Below are 16,120 nucleotides of genomic sequence, written 5' to 3' on the forward strand. Positions count from 1 at the left end.
TTGAGGTCAATGGGGCAGGGGGAGGGGCGGGAATGATGACGCCGAGCGGGGGCGGAGAGCCGGATCTGCGGGTGCAGGGGCTGCACCTGATCGCCGAGGGCATCAACAAGACGCTGAGCGAACTGGATTCGCTGGGGACGATGAAGGGCTGGGCCGGAGCGGGCCGCGGCTTCACCAAGCTGGAGATGGACGGCATGGACGCCGGCGACGACCACCTGGGCGCGATGCTGCACACCTTCTGCGAGCGCTGGCAGTGGGGAGTGCGCGGCCTGATGGAGGAGGGCAACGCGCTCGCGGAGGCGCTGGGGCTCGCGGCCGGCACCTTCCACCAGACGGACGAGTACGTGAAGGGGTCGCTGAAGGTCGCCTACAACTCCCTCGTCGGCGATCCCTTCGCCTCCAGCGACAAGGTGGAGAAGGAGAGCCTGTCGCAGATCAACCACTCCATGATGACGACGGGCTACGGCGAGAAGGACCGCGACAACCTGGTGAACTCGGTCCGCAAGACGGGGAAAGGCATGCTCTGGGACATGGCGACGAGCGAGGGCATGCCGGGTAACCTGCTCTCGCCGTCCATGATGCGGAACGCGGCCGGGATGAGTGACGAGGAGTACAACACCTATCTGGAACAGGTGTTGGGTCCGAGGCCGCAGGCCGGGGACGGCAACTGATGTCGATCACGGGGAAGTTCAACAGTGTCGTAGACGGCCTCAAGTCCGGGTACGACCACGTCAAGCGGACGACGGGCCACTACATCGACAAGGGCGCCCACGGGGTGGGCGACGCGCTCGACTACGTAGGTGCGCACGGCGCGGCCGACAAGGTCGACGACTGGGGCGACGACACCGCGTCCAAACTGGGCGCGCACGTGAACGAGCAGCAACTGGACGAGACCGAGGACGAGAAGGAACTCATCCACGGCAACCCGTCCAAGCTCCGGGAGAACGCGGGGCACCTGCGGAACTTCGCGAACGCCTTCAGTGCCGTGGCGTCAGGCATGGCGAAGCTCGACTCGGCGGACTGGAAGGGCGAGGCCGCCGATGCCTTCCGCAAGAAGTTCGCCACACACCAGACGGGATGGCGCCAGGCTGCCGAGGCGTGCGGGGAGGCCGCCTCGGCCCTGGAGAACTTCGCACACACGGTGGATTGGGCCCGCAGCCAGGCGCGGGAGGCCGTGGCGAAGTACCGCGAGGGCAGATCCGCCTCGAAGGCCCACCAGCAGAAGGTGGAGACCTACACCCTCGCCGTGGAACTGGGCAAGGACGACCCGGGCCCGAAGCCCCCGGACCAGGACCCCGGCGACAAGGCCAAGCACGCGGCCGAGCAGATCCTCACCAACGCCCGACGCCAGCGCGACCACCTGGCCTCGGAGGCCGCCGACCGCATCAAGAAAGCGCTGAAGCACGCCCCCCACGAGCCGCCGATCCTGAACCAGCTCGGACTCGACGGAGCCGACGTCATGGACGCCGCCAAGACGGAGGACATGCGCTTCTCCGGCGGTGTCATGCGCGGGCTGGGCGACATCAACAACATGGTCCGCGGCGCGAACCCGCTCGACCCCTACGCGGTCACGCACCCCTACGAAGCGCTCCAGAACAAGATGGAACTCCTCGGCGGCGCCGTCCACTTGGTCACCCACCCCACCGAGACAGGCAACGCCCTCTGGAAGTCCTTCCTCGAAGACCCCGGCGGAGTCGGCGGCGAACTCGCCCCCCAGTTCTTCCTACCGGAGGCGGGCGCCGAGGGGGCTGCCGCCGATGGCGTTCGCCTGGCGGAGGACGGGGTCAAGGGCGCGGAGGGAGTAGCGGGGGCAGAGGGGGCAGAGGGGGCGGCGGCCGGGGAACGCGGGGCGGAGACGGGCGGTGCGGAGGGGAACCCGGCCCGGGAGGAAGTCACCAAGGACCCGTCGGCACCCTCCCACGACGAAACCAGTGTGGAGAGCAAGGGCACCGACCCGATCAACCTCGCCACCGGCAAGATGTACCTGCCGCAGACGGACGTCACCCTCCCCGGCGTGCTGCCCCTGGTCCTCAAGCGCCGGGTGGAGTCCGGCTACCACCTGGGCCGCTGGTTCGGCCCGTCCTGGTCCTCCACCCTGGACCAACGCCTGGAGATCGACGCGGAGGGAGTCGTCTTCGTCACGGAGGACGGCCTGCTCCTGGCGTACCCGCACCCGGCACCGGGCCTGCCGACTCTCCCCAGCCACGGCCCCCGCTGGCCCCTGGACCGTGTCTCCGACGGCTACACGATCACGGACCCGAGCACCCACCGCACCTGGCACTTCGCCGACCGCGGAAAACCTGGCGGTCCTGGAGCAGATAGACGACCGCAACGGCAACTGGATCACCTTCGAGTACGACGAGGAGGGCACCCCGCTCGCCGTCGTCTCCAGCGGCGGCCAGGCCGTACGCGTCACCACGGAGGCCGGCCGCGTCACGGCCTTCCACCTGGCCGCGACCGGCGAGGAGCTGAAGCGGTACGCCTACACGGACGGCAACCTCACCGAGGTCGTCAACTCCTCGGGCTTACCCCTCCGTTTCACCTACGATGAGGCCGGCCGGGTCACGTCCTGGACGGACACGAACGACCGCAGCTACACCTACGAGTACGACGACCAGGACCGCTGCACGGCCGAGGGCGGCTCCGCGGGCCACATGGCCCTGCGCCTGAGCTACGGGGACCCCGACCCGGAAACCGGCCTGCGCACCACGACCGCGACGACCGGCGAGGGCCACACCCGCCGCTACCTGGTCAACGAAGCCTGGCAGGTGGTCGCGGAGACCGACCCGCTCGGCGCGGTGACCCGCTACCACCGCGACCGCTACCACCGCCTGCTCTCCCGGACCGACCCGCTCGGCCACACGACGACGTTCGAGTACGACGAGGCGGGCAACCTCACACGGGCGGTACGCCCGGACGGCCGCGAGGCGAGGGCGGAGTACAGCGAACTCGGTCTCCCGGTGAAGGCGGTCAACCCGGACGGCACGGTCGTACGACAGACCTACGACGAGCGGGGCAACCGCACCTCGGTGACGGACCAGACAGGCCAGACCACCCGCTTCACCTACACAGAGGCCGGCCACCTCACCTCCGTGACCGACCCGCTCGGCAACACCACAACGGTCGTCTGCGACCGCGCGGGCCTCCCCCTGGAAATCACCGACCCGCTGGGCGCGGTGACGCGCTACGAACGGGACGCCCACGGCCGCCCGATCACCATCACCGACCCGACGGGCGCCGTGACGCGCCTGGAGTGGACGGTGGAGGGCCACCTGTCCCGCCGTACGGCCCCGGACGGCACGGCCGAGTCCTGGACGTACGACGGCGAGGGCAACTGCACCAGCCACACCGATCCGATCGGGGGCGTCTCCCGCTTCGAGTACACCCACTTCGACCTGCTGACGGCCCGCACGGGCCCGGACGGGGTCCGCTACGAGTTCGACCACGACAAGGAACTGCGCCTGACCAAGGTCACGAACCCGCAGGGCCTGACGTGGACGTACGCATACGACGCGGCAGGCCGCCTGGTCACGGAGACGGACTTCGACGACCGCACGCTGACGTACGAGTACGACTCCGCAGGTCGCCTCACCTCGCGCAGAAACGCGCTCGGCGAGGTGGTGTCCTTCGAACGCAACGAACCCGGCCAGGTGACCCGCAAGGACGCGGCGGGTCAGGTGTCGACGTACGCCTACGACCTCACGGACCAGCTAGCGCAGGCGACAGGCCCCGACGGCACGACACTCACCCTCCTCCGCGACCGCCACGGCCGCCTGCGCTCGGAGATGGTCGACGGGCGCGCGGTCACGTACACCTACGACTCCATGGGCCGCCGCACAGGCCGCACGACTCCGACCGGGGCCACGACGACGTGGTCGTACGACGCGACGGGCCGCCGCACCGGCATGGTGGCCTCCGGCAGGCCCATCGACTTCACCTACGACGAGGCAGGCCGCGAACTGACCCGCCACATAGGCGGAACGATCGCTCTGGAGCACGCCTTCGACACCCTGGGCCGCCTGACGACCCAGTCGGTGACCGGGGCGGAGGGCCGCATGGTCCAGCACCGGGCGTACACCTACCGAGCCGACGGCAACGTCATCGGTATCGACGACCAGCTCTCCGGCTCCCGCCGCTTCGACCTCGACGCGACGGGCCGGGTGACGGCGGTCCACGCGGCCGACTGGACGGAGAGGTACGCCTACGACGAGGCAGGCAACCAAACCCAGGCGTCCTGGCCGGCCGACCACCCGGGCCAGGAGGCAGTCGGAGACCGCACCTACACCGGCACCCGCATCACCCGCGCCGGCAACGTCCGCTACGAACACGACGCCCTCGGCCGCATCACCCTCCGCCAAAAAACCCGCCTGTCCCGCAAACCGGACACCTGGCGCTACGAATGGGACGCGGAGGACCGTCTGAGGTCGGTGACGACTCCCGATGGCACCCGCTGGCGCTACACCTACGACCCCCTGGGCCGCCGCACAGCAAAACTCCGCCTGGCGGAGGACGGCGAAACAGTCGTAGAGCGGGTCGACTTCACCTGGGACGGCACAACCCTCTGCGAACAAACCACGACGTCCTCCGACCTCCCCAACCCGGTAACCCTCACCTGGGACCACCAGGGCATACGCCCCCTCACTCAAACGGAACGCATCACCGCGGCCGACGCCCCCCAGCACGAAATCGACTCCCGCTTCTTCGCGATCGTCACCGACTTGGTCGGCACTCCGAGCGAGCTGATCGACGAGCAGGGCGAGATCGCCTGGCGTACCCGAAGCACGCTCTGGGGAACGACGGCGTGGGCCGTCAACAGCACCACTTACACGCCGCTCCGCTTCCCCGGTCAGTACTACGACCCCGAAACGGGCCTCCACTACAACTACTTCCGGCACTACGACCCCGAAACGGCCCGGTACCTCACCCCCGATCCACTTGGGCTAAGTCCGGCACCTAATCCCGCCGCTTATGTACAGAATCCTTACACGTGGACGGATCCACTCGGTCTGGCTCCCTGTAAAGCACCGACAGGTGACTCAGAATCCTCCCTTGTTGAGGGGAAAGGCCTCGAGGACAAGCCTCGTCGGTGGACCGCCGACCTAAGCCACGTGACAGGTAAAACCGCTCAAGCGCGTAATCGCGCGATCGACGCGATCATCAAAGAGGACCTCCCTGACCTCCGACTCACGCATAAACCTCAGTACAGTCCATTCGTCGGCCATGGGGTATCAAAGTTCGGTGAAGGAATACAGATAGGACGCGATTCTTTCGTCTCTCGACATGAGTTGCGGGATACGATCGTGCACGAGGAACTCCATCACCGTTGGTGGTCTAGGGGGATCTTCGAGGACCATCACCCCAAAAAAACGGATCCGGCCTGTCCGAGAGATTCTACGAAACAATACTGAGATATAGGCGAATGCGAGGGTGGTAATGAGAGTCAACGTGATCCTAGAAAGTGGCCCATACGCAGAAACGTGCGATAATTGCGGAGCGGTGGCATCGTGCACGGCAACGGAGGCCCTTATCGAGGGGAGGCCTCGCTGGGATACTGAGTGCACTTGCCCAACGTGCGGCGATACATGGCATGCTGGCGGCTCCGGTCCATCCCCCAGCTATGTTCGGAGTGCCGTGCTGGCAGCCAATGGCGAGTCGGTGATTCATGTTTCCAGAACGCAAAATGCTGGCGCAAGGCTCATCAAGGCAGTGCGCGAGATCGACGGAAGCTCACTGGCAGAATCCAAGGAGGCAGCGGATAAGCTGCGCACTGAAGGACGGACAGGGACGCGGGTAGAAGTGAGTAGACTGGCCGGCGCTTTGCATGCGGCAGGCATCGACTTCATCATCGATAAAAAGCAATGAGCAATTCGACTTTTCCTTCCCTTCTGGTGAACAAGTGAGCGTGCCTCAAGCGGACAGCAGGTCCAGCTCCGACGTGAGGTTGTAGCGGGCCGTGGGCTCCCAGTGTTCCTGGCCGTATGGGGTGTGGAACAGCTTCGGCAGGCCGAGGAGTTGGCGGAGGACCGCGGAGCGGCCCTCCCGGAAGGCGTCGTTCGGGACGAAGTGGTACTCCTTGCGGACCTCTGCGGTGTAGACCGCGTACGCCGAGGGGGGTGAGGCCAGGATCGCCAGGTCCGCGTCGCACAGGACCTGGCCGTTGGTGTCGTCGTCGGCCGGGGCGTGGGTGACCGTGAGGCGGACCAGGCGGGCCACCTCCGCCGTTGTCGGCGCCGGGACGCCCGCCTCCGGCAGGGCGCGTTCGGCGAGGCGGGCTGAGCGCTCCTCGTTCTCGGAGCGGTCGGGGAGGTAGACCGCGTCGTGGAACCAGGCCGCCAGGCGTACGGCGTCCGGGTCGGCCGCATAGGTCTCCAGGGTTTCGATGTGGTCCAGGACCGCGGTCAGGTGGGCCAGGGTGTGGTAGCGGCGCTGCGGTTCCTGCCAGCGGGTGAGGAGGTTGTCGGCGTAGGGGGTGGGGTCGGGGCCCTCGCCCGGGGTGCGGGCGGCCTCCAGGGTGCGGGTGAAGCGGGTGCGCAGGGCGTCGAGGTCGGGATCTGCCATGGGTCCATTCTTTCCGGCGTTCGGAGAGACGCGCAGTGATCGGCGTGCTTAGCGTGGCCCCATGGCTGACCTACATGACCTCCAGGAAGTGCGAGACCCAGAACTGCCCGGACGGCTGCTGCGCGTCGAACGGGACGCCCTGGTTCCGTTGCTGCGGGCCCGTCCCGACGCGGACTTCGACCTGCCCGCCGCCGCGTGTCCGGGGTGGTCCGTGCGGGACGTGCTCGCGCACTGTTCCGCCGCGCTGATGCGGGTGGTGGAGCGACGGTTCGAGGAGGGTGTCTTCTCGCCCGAGTCCAACGACCGGGACATCGCCGAGCGCGCCGAATGGACGAACGCGCGGGTCCTGGACGAGCTGGAGCGCGGCATGACCGAGGCCGGGCCCGCGATCGCCAGGGCCGGCGGGGTGCTGGACGTGATCGCGCTGGGGGTGGGGGTCCCCCCACGCCTTTAGGGCAGTGGGGGAGGGTGCACGCCGGGGACGTGCGGGACGCTCTCGGGGAGCCGGGGGCCTACGCGGGTGCCGGTCTGTCCGACGCCCTGACGCTGCTGGCGCGGGTCACCCGGGAGAAGGAGCACGTGTCGCTGCACGCCGATCTGGAGGACGTGGACGAGCCGCTGCGGCTCGGTGCCGTGGCCGCCGCGGCCCCGCCCGCCCGGTACATCGGCGACGCCGCCACGCTCGTACGGCTCTACGCGGGGCGCCCGCTGAACGGGGCCCCGTACGAACTGGCCGGCGCGACGGCAGGGGAGCTGAAGATCTTCCGGTGACCTCACCTCTTTCGGTGTTCGGCTTCGGGTGAGCCCTACAGGTGCCCCGTGCAGGCGTAGTCTTGGATTGGACTAGACCACTAGGTCGATGAGTGCCGACGAATGGGGTGCCATGAGCAAGCGTGCAGTCCTGGAGGTGATCGCACTCGACGCCGAGGACGCGGTCGCCGCGCAGGCGGGGGGCGCGGACCGCCTCGAACTGGTCACCGACATGGCGGCCGACGGACTCACCCCGTCGCCCACCACGGTCGCCGGTATCCGTGCCGCCGTCGACATCGACCTGCGCGTGATGCTGCGGCTGGCGGACGGGTTCGCGGCCGGTGACGTGGACCGGCTGGTCGGTGTCGCAGGTGAGCTGCGGGCCGCCGGAGGCGACCAGTTCGTGCTCGGTTTCCTCGATGCCGCGGGCGGGGTGGACCTGGCGGCCGTGGAGCGGGTCGTCGACGCGCTGGACGGGTGCCCGTGGACCTTCCACCGGGCGATCGACCGGGCCGCCGACCGGGAGGCCCTGCGCAAGCAGCTCGCCTGCCTGCCGGGCCTCGACACCTACCTCACCGCGGGTGCCGCCACGGGCGTGGACGAGGGTCTGCCGACGCTGGCCGCGGAGGCGGCGCGGCGCGGGGAGCCCGGGTACGAGCAGACGATCCTGGCCGGCGGCGGGCTCCGCCTCGATCATGTGGCCGGGCTCCGGGAGTACGGCGTCACCGCCTTCCACATCGGCGGCGCGGCGCGTCCCGACGGATGGCAGGGGCCTGTCTCGGCGCAGGCCGTCGCCCGGTGGCGGGCGGTGCTGGACACGCCCGCCGGCCCCTAGCCCTTCAGCGGGTGCAGGCACAGCGACGTGGCGCCGTCCTCGCTGTACTCCGGGTACGCCATGAAATCCCCGGACGGGCACGCGCCGGTCGCCGGGGCGTTGACGCGGTACTCCGCGTCGGCGGAGCCGCACTCCACGGGCTCGAGGCGCTGCTTGGGCCAGGCGGCGTCGTTGCGGGCGCACGAACCGACCGTCAGGGTCGTTTGACCGGTGCGGCCCCCGCTGTCACCCAGCCCGTTGTCGTCGCTCGGCCCGGCCAGCAGGCCGATGATCAGGAGCACCGGTATGGCGAGCACCGCCAGGGCGATCAGGCTCAGCGGGATCAGGGCCAGCACACCGGCCGGCCGCCGGAACACCGGTTTGCCCGGGTCCAGTGGGGGTCGCCAACCGGGCGCCACGGGCTCGGGGATGCGCCGGATGCCGGACAGCGCGCCGAGGTTGACCAGCAGGACGATGGGGGTGATGAACGCCGACAGCGGACCCCACCAGCCCTGCAGCATGGTGTCCGCCTGCATCTCACGGAACGAGGCCAGCGCGCAGGTACGGCAGAACACCCCCCGGCGCCGCAGGGACCGCATGATCACCAGCATCCCCTGGTGACCGCGGATCGTCACCGGCGCGGCGGGCGCCGCACCGCACAACTGGCAGATTCCCGGCCCGCCGGGCGGTCCGCCCGCAGGCGCGCCCGCCGGTCCGCTCATCGGCATCCCGCCGCCGTACTGCTGCGGCCAGGCGGGCGCGGGTCCCGGCCCGGCCGCCGGCGGATACGGCGTGGCGGGCTGCTGGTACGGGCCCGGAGGCTGCGGAGCCTGCTGGTACGGGCCCGGAGGCTGCGGAGCCTGCTGGTACGGGCCCGCAGCCTGGGGAGCCTGCTGGTACGGCCCTGGAGTCTGCTGGTACGCGGGGTGCTGAGGCGGCGGCGTGCTCAACGGAGGCCTTTCCAAGGGGACATCTCAGAACGGCACAGCACCCTACTCGGCGGGCGGCACCCCTACTCGGTCAGCTGCGGGGGCAGTGGCGCCGCATGCGTCACGATCAGCCCCGACACCGCCCGGGTCAGCGCAACGTACAGGCGGCGCAGGCCCGTTCGCTCGTCCGGCTCGCCGTCGACCACCGCCCGCGGCTCGTCCAGGACCACGTAGTCGTACTCCAGACCCTTGGCGAGCGAGGCCGGGACGAGGGTCAGGCGGGTTTCGCGGGTCGTCTCCTCACCGGGGGCCAGGTAGCCGATCCCGGCCGCGGTCAGGGCCTCGGCGAGCGCCGGGATCCGGGCGTCGGCGGCGATCAGGCCGGTCGAGCCCTCGTTGTCCAGCAACTCCTCGCACGCGGCGATGACGTCGGAGTCCTGCGTCGCCGTGCGGATCTCGAAGAAGCCCGGGTTCTCGCGGACGGAGGCGACCGGGGTGAGGCCGGGGGCGATGTGGGGCAGGAGGCGGGAGGCGTAGGTGATGACGTCCGTGGGGACACGGAAACCCGCCGTCAGCTCCTCGACGATCCCTTCGCGCTTGCCGAGGTGGGCGAGCGCCTCGCCCCAACTCCGCGTCGCCCACGGGGTGGTGCCCTGGGCCAGGTCGCCCAGGACGGTCGCGCTGCCGGTGGTGCAGCGGCGGCCGACGGCCCGGTACTGCATGGGGGACAGGTCCTGGGCCTCGTCCAGGACGACGTGGCCCAGCGAGTGCGTGCGCTGGATCAGGTCGGCCGCCTCGTCGATCAACACGGCGTCCGCGGAAGACCACTTGGCCGACTTCACACTCCGCGCCGGCTTCGTCCACAGGATCGTCTTCTGCTCGTCCTCGGTGAGGACCCCCTCGGCGTGCTCTGCGAGGAAGTCCGCGTCGGACAGCAGGCGCAGCACCAGTTTCGCCGGGTCGACGGCCGGCCAGACCGCCTTCACGGCGGCCTTCACCGCGCTGTTGCGGGCGACCGCGTCCTGCACCCGGTCGTCCGGGGCCTCGCCGGACCGTTCCATCTGGACCAGCACCGCGTGCGAGATGCGCTGCGGCAGGGCCTCCAGGGCGGCGCCGTAGCGGATGTCGCGCTCCAGCAACTCCCGGACGATGTCCTGCAGTTCGTACGCCGGGATCCGCCAGCGGCGCGAGCCGCGCACGACGACGACCGGCTCGGTGGGCAGCGTCACGTGCGCGTACAGGGCCCGGCGCAGCACCTCGGCCATCCTGGCGTCACCCTTGACGACAGCGGCACCCGCCTCGTCCGTGCCGCGCACCTCCACATGGGCGACCAGGTCGTCCACGGTGGCCTGCTGCACGGTCAACTCGCCCAGCGCCGGGAGCACTTGCTCGATGTAGTGCAGAAAGGAGCGGTTCGGGCCGATGACCAGGGTGCCGGTGCGGGCGAGCCGTTCCCGGTGGGCGTAGAGGAGATAGGCGACGCGGTGCAGGCCGACGGCGGTCTTTCCGGTGCCGGGGCCGCCCTGCACGCACACGGTTCCGGCCAGCCCGCTGCGGACGATCTCGTCCTGCTCGGGCTGGATGGTGGCGACGATGTCCCGCATCGGGCCGACGCGCGGGCGCTCGATCTCCTGCTGGAGCAGCTTGCTGGTGGTGGCCGGCTCGGCCGGGTCGGACAGGCGCTCGTCCTCGTAGGCGGTGAGTTCGCCGCCGGTGTAACCGAAGCGGCGGCGCAGCCCGACGTCCATCGGGTCCTTCTTGGAGGCCCGGTAGAACGGCTGGGAGACCGGGGCGCGCCAGTCGATGACCATGGGGTCGCCGTCGCCGTCGTGCACATGCCGCCGCCCGATGTAGAACTGCTCGCCCTCGGCACCCTCGGCCTGCGCGGCGCCCGGCGCGTGCAGGTAGTCGAGCCGGCCGAAGAACAGCGGGGTGTCGCTGAGGTCGGCCAGCGCCTTGATGCGCTCCTCGATCTGGCGGGCGAGTACCGCGGCGTTGACCCAGTTCGCGGTGACGTCGCTGATGTCCAGCGCCTCCACGTCCTCGCGCATGGCGCGCAGGGCGGCCCGGGAGGCGGCGAGGTGGGAGCGCTCTCGAGTGAGGGGGTCGTCGCTGGACGTGGGCAGGGGCGTGGACAAGGGGGTGCCTCCGGTGGGCGTGCTCCATGGATACGTCGGTACGTCGATGCCGTCCGGTTTCCGTCCGGGCGGCGGCGCTCCGGTGAAGGGAGGCGGGCAAGAGCGGAGATCTTAGGTGAGGAAGCGGGGCGGAGGCGAACGGTTTTCCGTCCCCTAGGGGAAACCCAGGGGATGCAGGCTGCTACGGGCGCATCCGCGTAGGGGACCGCCTCCACCCGTGGGTCTGGGCGCAGGCTCCGGAATTGGCTCCGTGGACCGATGCCGGCCGGGCCCCCGGCGTTCCACCATGGAGACATGAGCACAGCAGCCATCACTCCAGCCCATGCCCGGCCCCCTGCCGGTGCCACGGCCGTGGACGGTCCCCATCGTCATTTCCTGGGCAACGCCCTGCGTGCCATCAAGGTGTTCGCCCAGGCCGCGTTCGGCGTCGTGGTCCTCGGTGAGTACGGCGAGGAAGCGGGCATACGCCACCGGTGATGATCAGCCGGTGCCCTCCGCAAGGAGCTCGTCCGCGTCCACGATCCGGTAGGCGTAGCCCTGTTCCGCCAGGAAGCGCTGGCGGTGCGCGGCGAAGTCCTGGTCGATGGTGTCGCGGGCGACGACCGAGTAGAAGTGGGCCTGGTGGCCGTCGGCCTTGGGGCGCAGGACGCGGCCGAGGCGCTGGGCCTCCTCCTGCCGGGAACCGAAGGTGCCGGAGACCTGGATGGCAACCGTGGCCTCGGGCAGGTCGATGGAGAAGTTCGCGACCTTCGAGACGACGAGGACGCTGATCTCGCCCTCCCTGAAGGCGTCGAAGAGCTTCTCGCGCTGGGCGTTGGAGGTCTCGCCCTTGATGACGGGCGCGTCCAGGTGCTCGCCCAGTTCGTCGAGCTGGTCGATGTACTGGCCGATCACCAGGATCTGCTGGCCGGCGAAGCGGCGGACGATCGCCTCCGTGACCTTCCGCTTGGTGTCCGTCGTCGCGCAGAAGCGGTACTTCTCCTCCGTCTCGGCGGTGGCGTAGGCGAGCCGCTCGGAGTCGGTGAGGTTGACGCGGACCTCGACGCAGTCGGCGGGCGCGATGTAGCCCTGGGCCTCGATCTCCTTCCAGGGCGCGTCGAACCGCTTCGGACCGATCAGCGAGAACACGTCCGACTCGCGGCCGTCCTCGCGCACCAGGGTGGCGGTCAGGCCGAGGCGGCGGCGCGCCTGGAGGTCGGCGGTGAACTTGAAGACGGGGGCGGGAAGCAGGTGCACCTCGTCGTAGACGATGAGACCCCAGTCCCGGGAGTCGAAGAGTTCGAGGTGGGGGTAGACGCCCTTCCGCTTCGTGGTCAGCACCTGGTAGGTGGCGATGGTGACCGGGCGGATCTCCTTCCTCGTACCGCTGTACTCGCCGATCTCGTCCTCGGTCAGCGAGGTCCGCTTCACCAGCTCGTGCTTCCACTGCCGGGCGGAGACGGTGTTGGTGACGAGGATCAGGGTGGTGGACTTGGCCTGGGCCATGGATCCCGCGCCGACCAGCGTCTTGCCGGCGCCGCAGGGCAGGACGACGACGCCGCTGCCGCCGTGCCAGAAGTTCTCCACAGCCTGCTTCTGGTACGGCCTGAGCGTCCAGCCGTCCTCACGCAGGTCGATCGGGTGCGCCTCGCCGTCGACGTATCCGGCGAGGTCCTCGGCCGGCCAGCCCAGCTTCAGCAGCACCTGCTTGATCTGGCCGCGCTCGGAGGGGTGCACGACCACGGTGTCCTGGTCGATCCGCGCCCCGACCAGCGGAGCGATCCGCTTGGACTTCAGCACCTCCTCCAGCACGGGCCGGTCGGTGGTGGTGAGGACGAGGCCGTGCGCGGGGTGCTTGGTGAGGGTGAGGCGCCCGTACCGGTCCATCGTGTCGGCGATGTCGACCAGCAGGGCGTGCGGCACCGGATAGCGGCTGTACTGCACCAGCGCGTCCACGACCTGTTCGGCGTCGTGTCCGGCCGCACGTGCGTTCCACAGCCCGAGCGGGGTGACCCGGTAGGTGTGGATGTGCTCGGGTGCCCGCTCCAGTTCGGCGAAGGGCGCGATGGCCCGACGGCATGCGTCGGCCCGCTCGTGGTCGACTTCCAGGAGCAGGGTCTTGTCGGACTGGACGATCAGCGGACCGTTCACCTACGTCATCCTTCCGCATGGTGTGAGGACGCGGCCAAACGTCCAGTGTGCCCTATTGGCCGGTGATCAAGATGAGTTGATCGACGACAGAAGACCGACGGCAGAAGAGGGACGACGGCCGAGGACGTCCGCTGATCGACGTCCGCTGATCGACGTCGGCTGATTCGGCGTCCGCTGACCGCGTCGGCCGGTGGACGCCGGCCGGTGGACGTCAGTCGTCCGCCAGTTCCGCCACGCCCGTCACCCGGTGCAGCGGATACGTGCGTACCTCGTCGGCCGTGTGGTCGTACGCCGTCACGAAGCCGCCCTCCACCCGGATCGGGGCGATCACACGCTGGCTCGCGGCGCCCTCGGCGTTGACGTAGCCGATCCATACGGAGTCTCCGGTCAGGACGGCGGCCTGCATGGTGGCCAGGGTCTCGGCGGCGGAGGTGCGGGGCAGCTCGCCGTGCGCCACCGGGTCCCCGGCGGGCTTGCGCGGGGCGGTGGCGGCCAGGTCACCGGCCCTGATCGCCCGGATCGCGGCCGTCAGCAGCGTGGCGTCGGGCGGCGGCGGCCCGTCCGGCACCGGCTCGGGAGCGGTGCGCGGCGGGGTGCGGTGGGCGTGGGCGCGGGCGACCAGGACGTCACCCTCGGCCGACTCGGCAGCGGGCGCGTAGCCCATGGCGCGCAGGCCCGTCAGCAGTGTGGCCGGGTCGGACTGCGCGGCCAGCACGGTCGGGGCGAGGCGGCGCAGCCGCAGGGCGGCGGCCCGCTTGTCGGCGAGGATCTCGTTCAGCAGGGCGTCGTCGTCGCAGCGCACGTACGCCGAGGCCGCGCCGACCCGTAGATGCCCGTGCTTGCGGGCCACGTCGTCGATCAGATACGCCAGCGGCTGCGGGACCGGTGTGCGGGAGTGCCGGGCGAGGAAGGCATGCAGGTCGGCGGCGCTCCGCCCGGCGTCCAGCGCGCGCCGGACCGAGCCCGGGGTGAAGCGGTACACCGTCGCCCCGCCCTTGGACTCGACGTCCGCGAGGACGCCGAGCATGTCGGCGAGCGGACGCTCGAGCGGGCCGGGCGCCACCGCCGTCAGGTCCGCCTGGAGCAGGACGTGGTCCAGCGGCTCGGGCAGCAGCGGTGCGAGCAGCCGGGCAGCGGCGGCGGTCGCGACGTGCTGTTCGGTGGGGGAGAGGGGTGCGAAGGGGGCGAGGGGCGCGAGCGGTTCGGGCTGATGGTGGTGCCGGACGGGCAGCTTGTCGCCGGGCCCCGACGGTTCCCCGGACCCTGCCGGCTCGGACGGCTTCGCGGACTCGTCGGCCGTTGCCGGAGCCGGTGCGGCCAGCAGCGCCCGTCCGTGCGCGGACAGAGCGCCGCGCCCGGTCACGCCCAGCAGCTCCGCCTCCGACAGGGTCCAGCGGGCGAGCCGGGAGCGCAGGTCGTCCTCGCCCTGCGGCCCGCGCAGGGGCCGTTCCCAGCGCAGCCGGGCCAGCACGGACTCGGCGGCGGGCGCCGTGCCCTCCGGGAGCCCGGCGAGCAGGGCCAGCACCCGGTGCCGTACCTCGGGCGCGGCGGAACGGTCGAGGCCCGGCCCGAGCGCGGACAACGTACGCTCCTTCGCGTCCCGCCCGCCGACCAGCCCCGGTGTCCGGGTGGCCGCCAGCCACGCCTCGGCCAGCTTCGCCCAGCGCTCGGCGGCGGGCTGCTCCAGCCACTCGTCGTAGGCGGGGGTGGCTGCATACCGCTCGTCGGCCTCGCCGTCGGAGGCGAGCAGGCCGGCCGCGTAGGCCAGCTCGACCCAGAACGCGGCGACCGGCTCGGGTACGTCGAGGGCGACGGCGGTCCGCTTCAGGTCGCGCACGCTCAGGCCCCCGGCCCGCAGCACGGCGGGGCCGCCCTCATGCCAGTCCTTCAGCAGCTCCTCGACGGTCGACAGGGCGGTGTAGGCCTGTGCGGCCGCGGTGGCGTCCACCATCCGCGGGGCGTGCGCCGCGGACGGCGCGACGGCGGGCGGTACCGGCTCGGGCTCCCGGTGGGCGCGGCCCCGGCGCAGGTGCAGGGCGACCTCGCGGGGCAGGACGACCGTGCCGGGCGCGGTCGGCAGCAGCAGGCCGCGGTCGAGCAGCCAGCGCAGATGAGCGGCCGGTTCCGGGGTGACCTGCCCGTACGGCGGCCCCCACACCAGTCGGGACAGCACCTCGCGGGAGGCTTCCGGAGCCTTCTCGAGCAGCGCGTTCAGCCGCTCGCGGTCCGTGAACAGGGCGGTGAGCGCGGCCACGGCGGAGACCGAGTCGTACGTCGAGGGCAGCCCGGCCGTGGTGACGATCTCCTGCATCCGTCCCGGTGACATGCCCGAGGTCGCCTCCTGCACGGTCGGCCCGAGGCCGGTCGGGGAGGGGTGCTGCGGGGACGGCGCGAGCAGCTCCCGGGCGGTCCGCACCAGCCGCAGCCGCTCGTCGTCGCCCCACACCAGGGCCTGCTCGCGCAGCGTCGCGAGCGTACGGGGCAGCGCGGCGGCCACGGCCGCGTCCCCGGCGTCACCGGCCAGCAGCCCGAGCAGCGTCTCGTACGACGCCGGGTCCGGGGCCACGGCCAGCGCCTCCGCCGTCTGCAGCGCGAACCGGTCGAGCCGCTCCAGGGCGCGCAGCACCGAGGCCCGGGTACCGGCGCGGGTGGCCAGCTGGGTGAGGTCGGTCGGAACGGGCGTGATGAGGTCCGGTCGGCTGCGCAGCAGCGCGGCCAGGGAGGCGTCGTCCCGGGCGCGGAGCGCTTCCGCGAGGGACCGAGGGGCTGCCGCCGACTTCTCCTCGTTGCTCATCCGGCCA

General features: G+C 70.9%; 9 protein-coding genes and 2 pseudogenes. 6 read left to right on the forward strand and 5 right to left on the reverse strand.

Going from position 1 to position 16,120, the window contains the following annotated elements:
* Window positions 1-32 precede the first annotated feature (32 nt).
* The 3 genes and pseudogenes from K7G59_RS14025 (at window position 33) to K7G59_RS14040 (ending at window position 5,862) form a co-directional block, all read left to right on the forward strand.
* Window positions 33-671, forward strand: coding sequence for a hypothetical protein (locus tag K7G59_RS14025; RefSeq protein WP_225834027.1), 639 nt, complete (start codon window positions 33-35; stop codon window positions 669-671).
* A pseudogene (locus tag K7G59_RS35325) lies at window positions 671-5,408 on the forward strand (putative T7SS-secreted protein). The gene K7G59_RS14025 and the pseudogene K7G59_RS35325 overlap by 1 nt, the downstream one beginning before the upstream one ends.
* A gap of 223 nt (window positions 5,409-5,631) precedes the next feature.
* A complete protein-coding gene (locus K7G59_RS14040) occupies window positions 5,632-5,862 on the forward strand; it encodes a hypothetical protein (RefSeq protein WP_225834029.1) in 231 nt (76 codons plus the stop codon).
* Window positions 5,863-5,907: 45 nt separating this feature from the next.
* On the opposite strand, the gene K7G59_RS14045 is transcribed toward K7G59_RS14040, so the two are convergent.
* Window positions 5,908-6,558, reverse strand: a complete 651-nt coding sequence (locus K7G59_RS14045; protein WP_225834030.1) for a hypothetical protein — start codon at window positions 6,556-6,558, stop codon at window positions 5,908-5,910.
* A 61-nt stretch (window positions 6,559-6,619) separates the two neighbouring features.
* Between K7G59_RS14045 and K7G59_RS14050 the strand changes: the two are divergent.
* Both K7G59_RS14050 and K7G59_RS14055 read left to right on the forward strand, forming a co-directional pair.
* A pseudogene (locus tag K7G59_RS14050) lies at window positions 6,620-7,329 on the forward strand (maleylpyruvate isomerase family mycothiol-dependent enzyme).
* 112 nt (window positions 7,330-7,441) lie between these two features.
* Window positions 7,442-8,143, forward strand: a complete 702-nt coding sequence (locus K7G59_RS14055; protein ID WP_225834031.1) for a copper homeostasis protein CutC — start codon at window positions 7,442-7,444, stop codon at window positions 8,141-8,143.
* Here the strand turns inward: K7G59_RS14055 and K7G59_RS14060 are convergent.
* Together K7G59_RS14060 and K7G59_RS14065 are read right to left on the reverse strand one after the other, a co-directional pair.
* Complete coding sequence (locus K7G59_RS14060) at window positions 8,140-9,072, reverse strand: hypothetical protein (protein WP_225834032.1); 933 nt, start codon at window positions 9,070-9,072, stop codon at window positions 8,140-8,142. The genes K7G59_RS14055 and K7G59_RS14060 overlap by 4 nt on opposite strands.
* 62 nt (window positions 9,073-9,134) lie before the next feature.
* Window positions 9,135-11,102, reverse strand: a complete 1,968-nt coding sequence (locus tag K7G59_RS14065; protein ID WP_225834245.1) for a UvrD-helicase domain-containing protein — start codon at window positions 11,100-11,102, stop codon at window positions 9,135-9,137.
* Window positions 11,103-11,483: 381 nt separating this feature from the next.
* On the opposite strand from K7G59_RS14065, the gene K7G59_RS14070 reads away from it, so the two are divergent.
* Window positions 11,484-11,666, forward strand: coding sequence for a hypothetical protein (locus K7G59_RS14070; protein WP_225834033.1), 183 nt, complete (start codon window positions 11,484-11,486; stop codon window positions 11,664-11,666).
* Between the two features lie 3 nt (window positions 11,667-11,669).
* On the opposite strand, the gene K7G59_RS14075 is transcribed toward K7G59_RS14070, so the two are convergent.
* Complete coding sequence (locus K7G59_RS14075; RefSeq protein WP_225834034.1) at window positions 11,670-13,319, reverse strand: DNA repair helicase XPB; 1,650 nt, start codon at window positions 13,317-13,319, stop codon at window positions 11,670-11,672.
* A gap of 211 nt (window positions 13,320-13,530) precedes the next feature.
* On the reverse strand, window positions 13,531-16,113 hold the full coding sequence (locus tag K7G59_RS14080; RefSeq protein ID WP_225834035.1) for a helicase-associated domain-containing protein: 2,583 nt from the start codon (window positions 16,111-16,113) through the stop codon (window positions 13,531-13,533).
* Between the last annotated feature and the right edge of the window lie 7 nt (window positions 16,114-16,120).

The organism is Streptomyces sp. NK08204 (genome assembly GCF_020400585.1).
GTDB lineage: Bacteria > Actinomycetota > Actinomycetes > Streptomycetales > Streptomycetaceae > Streptomyces.

What these genes read in the sequence shown, in the direction of transcription:
- K7G59_RS14025 (WP_225834027.1), top strand. Translation starts at nt 33, where the DNA reads ATGATGACGCCGAGCGGGGGCGGAGAGCCGGATCTGCGGGTGCAGGGG.
- K7G59_RS14045 (WP_225834030.1), bottom strand. Translation starts at nt 6,558, where the DNA reads ATGGCAGATCCCGACCTCGACGCCCTGCGCACCCGCTTCACCCGCACC.
- K7G59_RS14055 (WP_225834031.1), top strand. Translation starts at nt 7,442, where the DNA reads ATGAGCAAGCGTGCAGTCCTGGAGGTGATCGCACTCGACGCCGAGGAC.
- K7G59_RS14065 (WP_225834245.1), bottom strand. Translation starts at nt 11,102, where the DNA reads ATGCGCGAGGACGTGGAGGCGCTGGACATCAGCGACGTCACCGCGAAC.
- K7G59_RS14070 (WP_225834033.1), top strand. Translation starts at nt 11,484, where the DNA reads ATGAGCACAGCAGCCATCACTCCAGCCCATGCCCGGCCCCCTGCCGGT.
- K7G59_RS14080 (WP_225834035.1), bottom strand. Translation starts at nt 16,113, where the DNA reads ATGAGCAACGAGGAGAAGTCGGCGGCAGCCCCTCGGTCCCTCGCGGAA.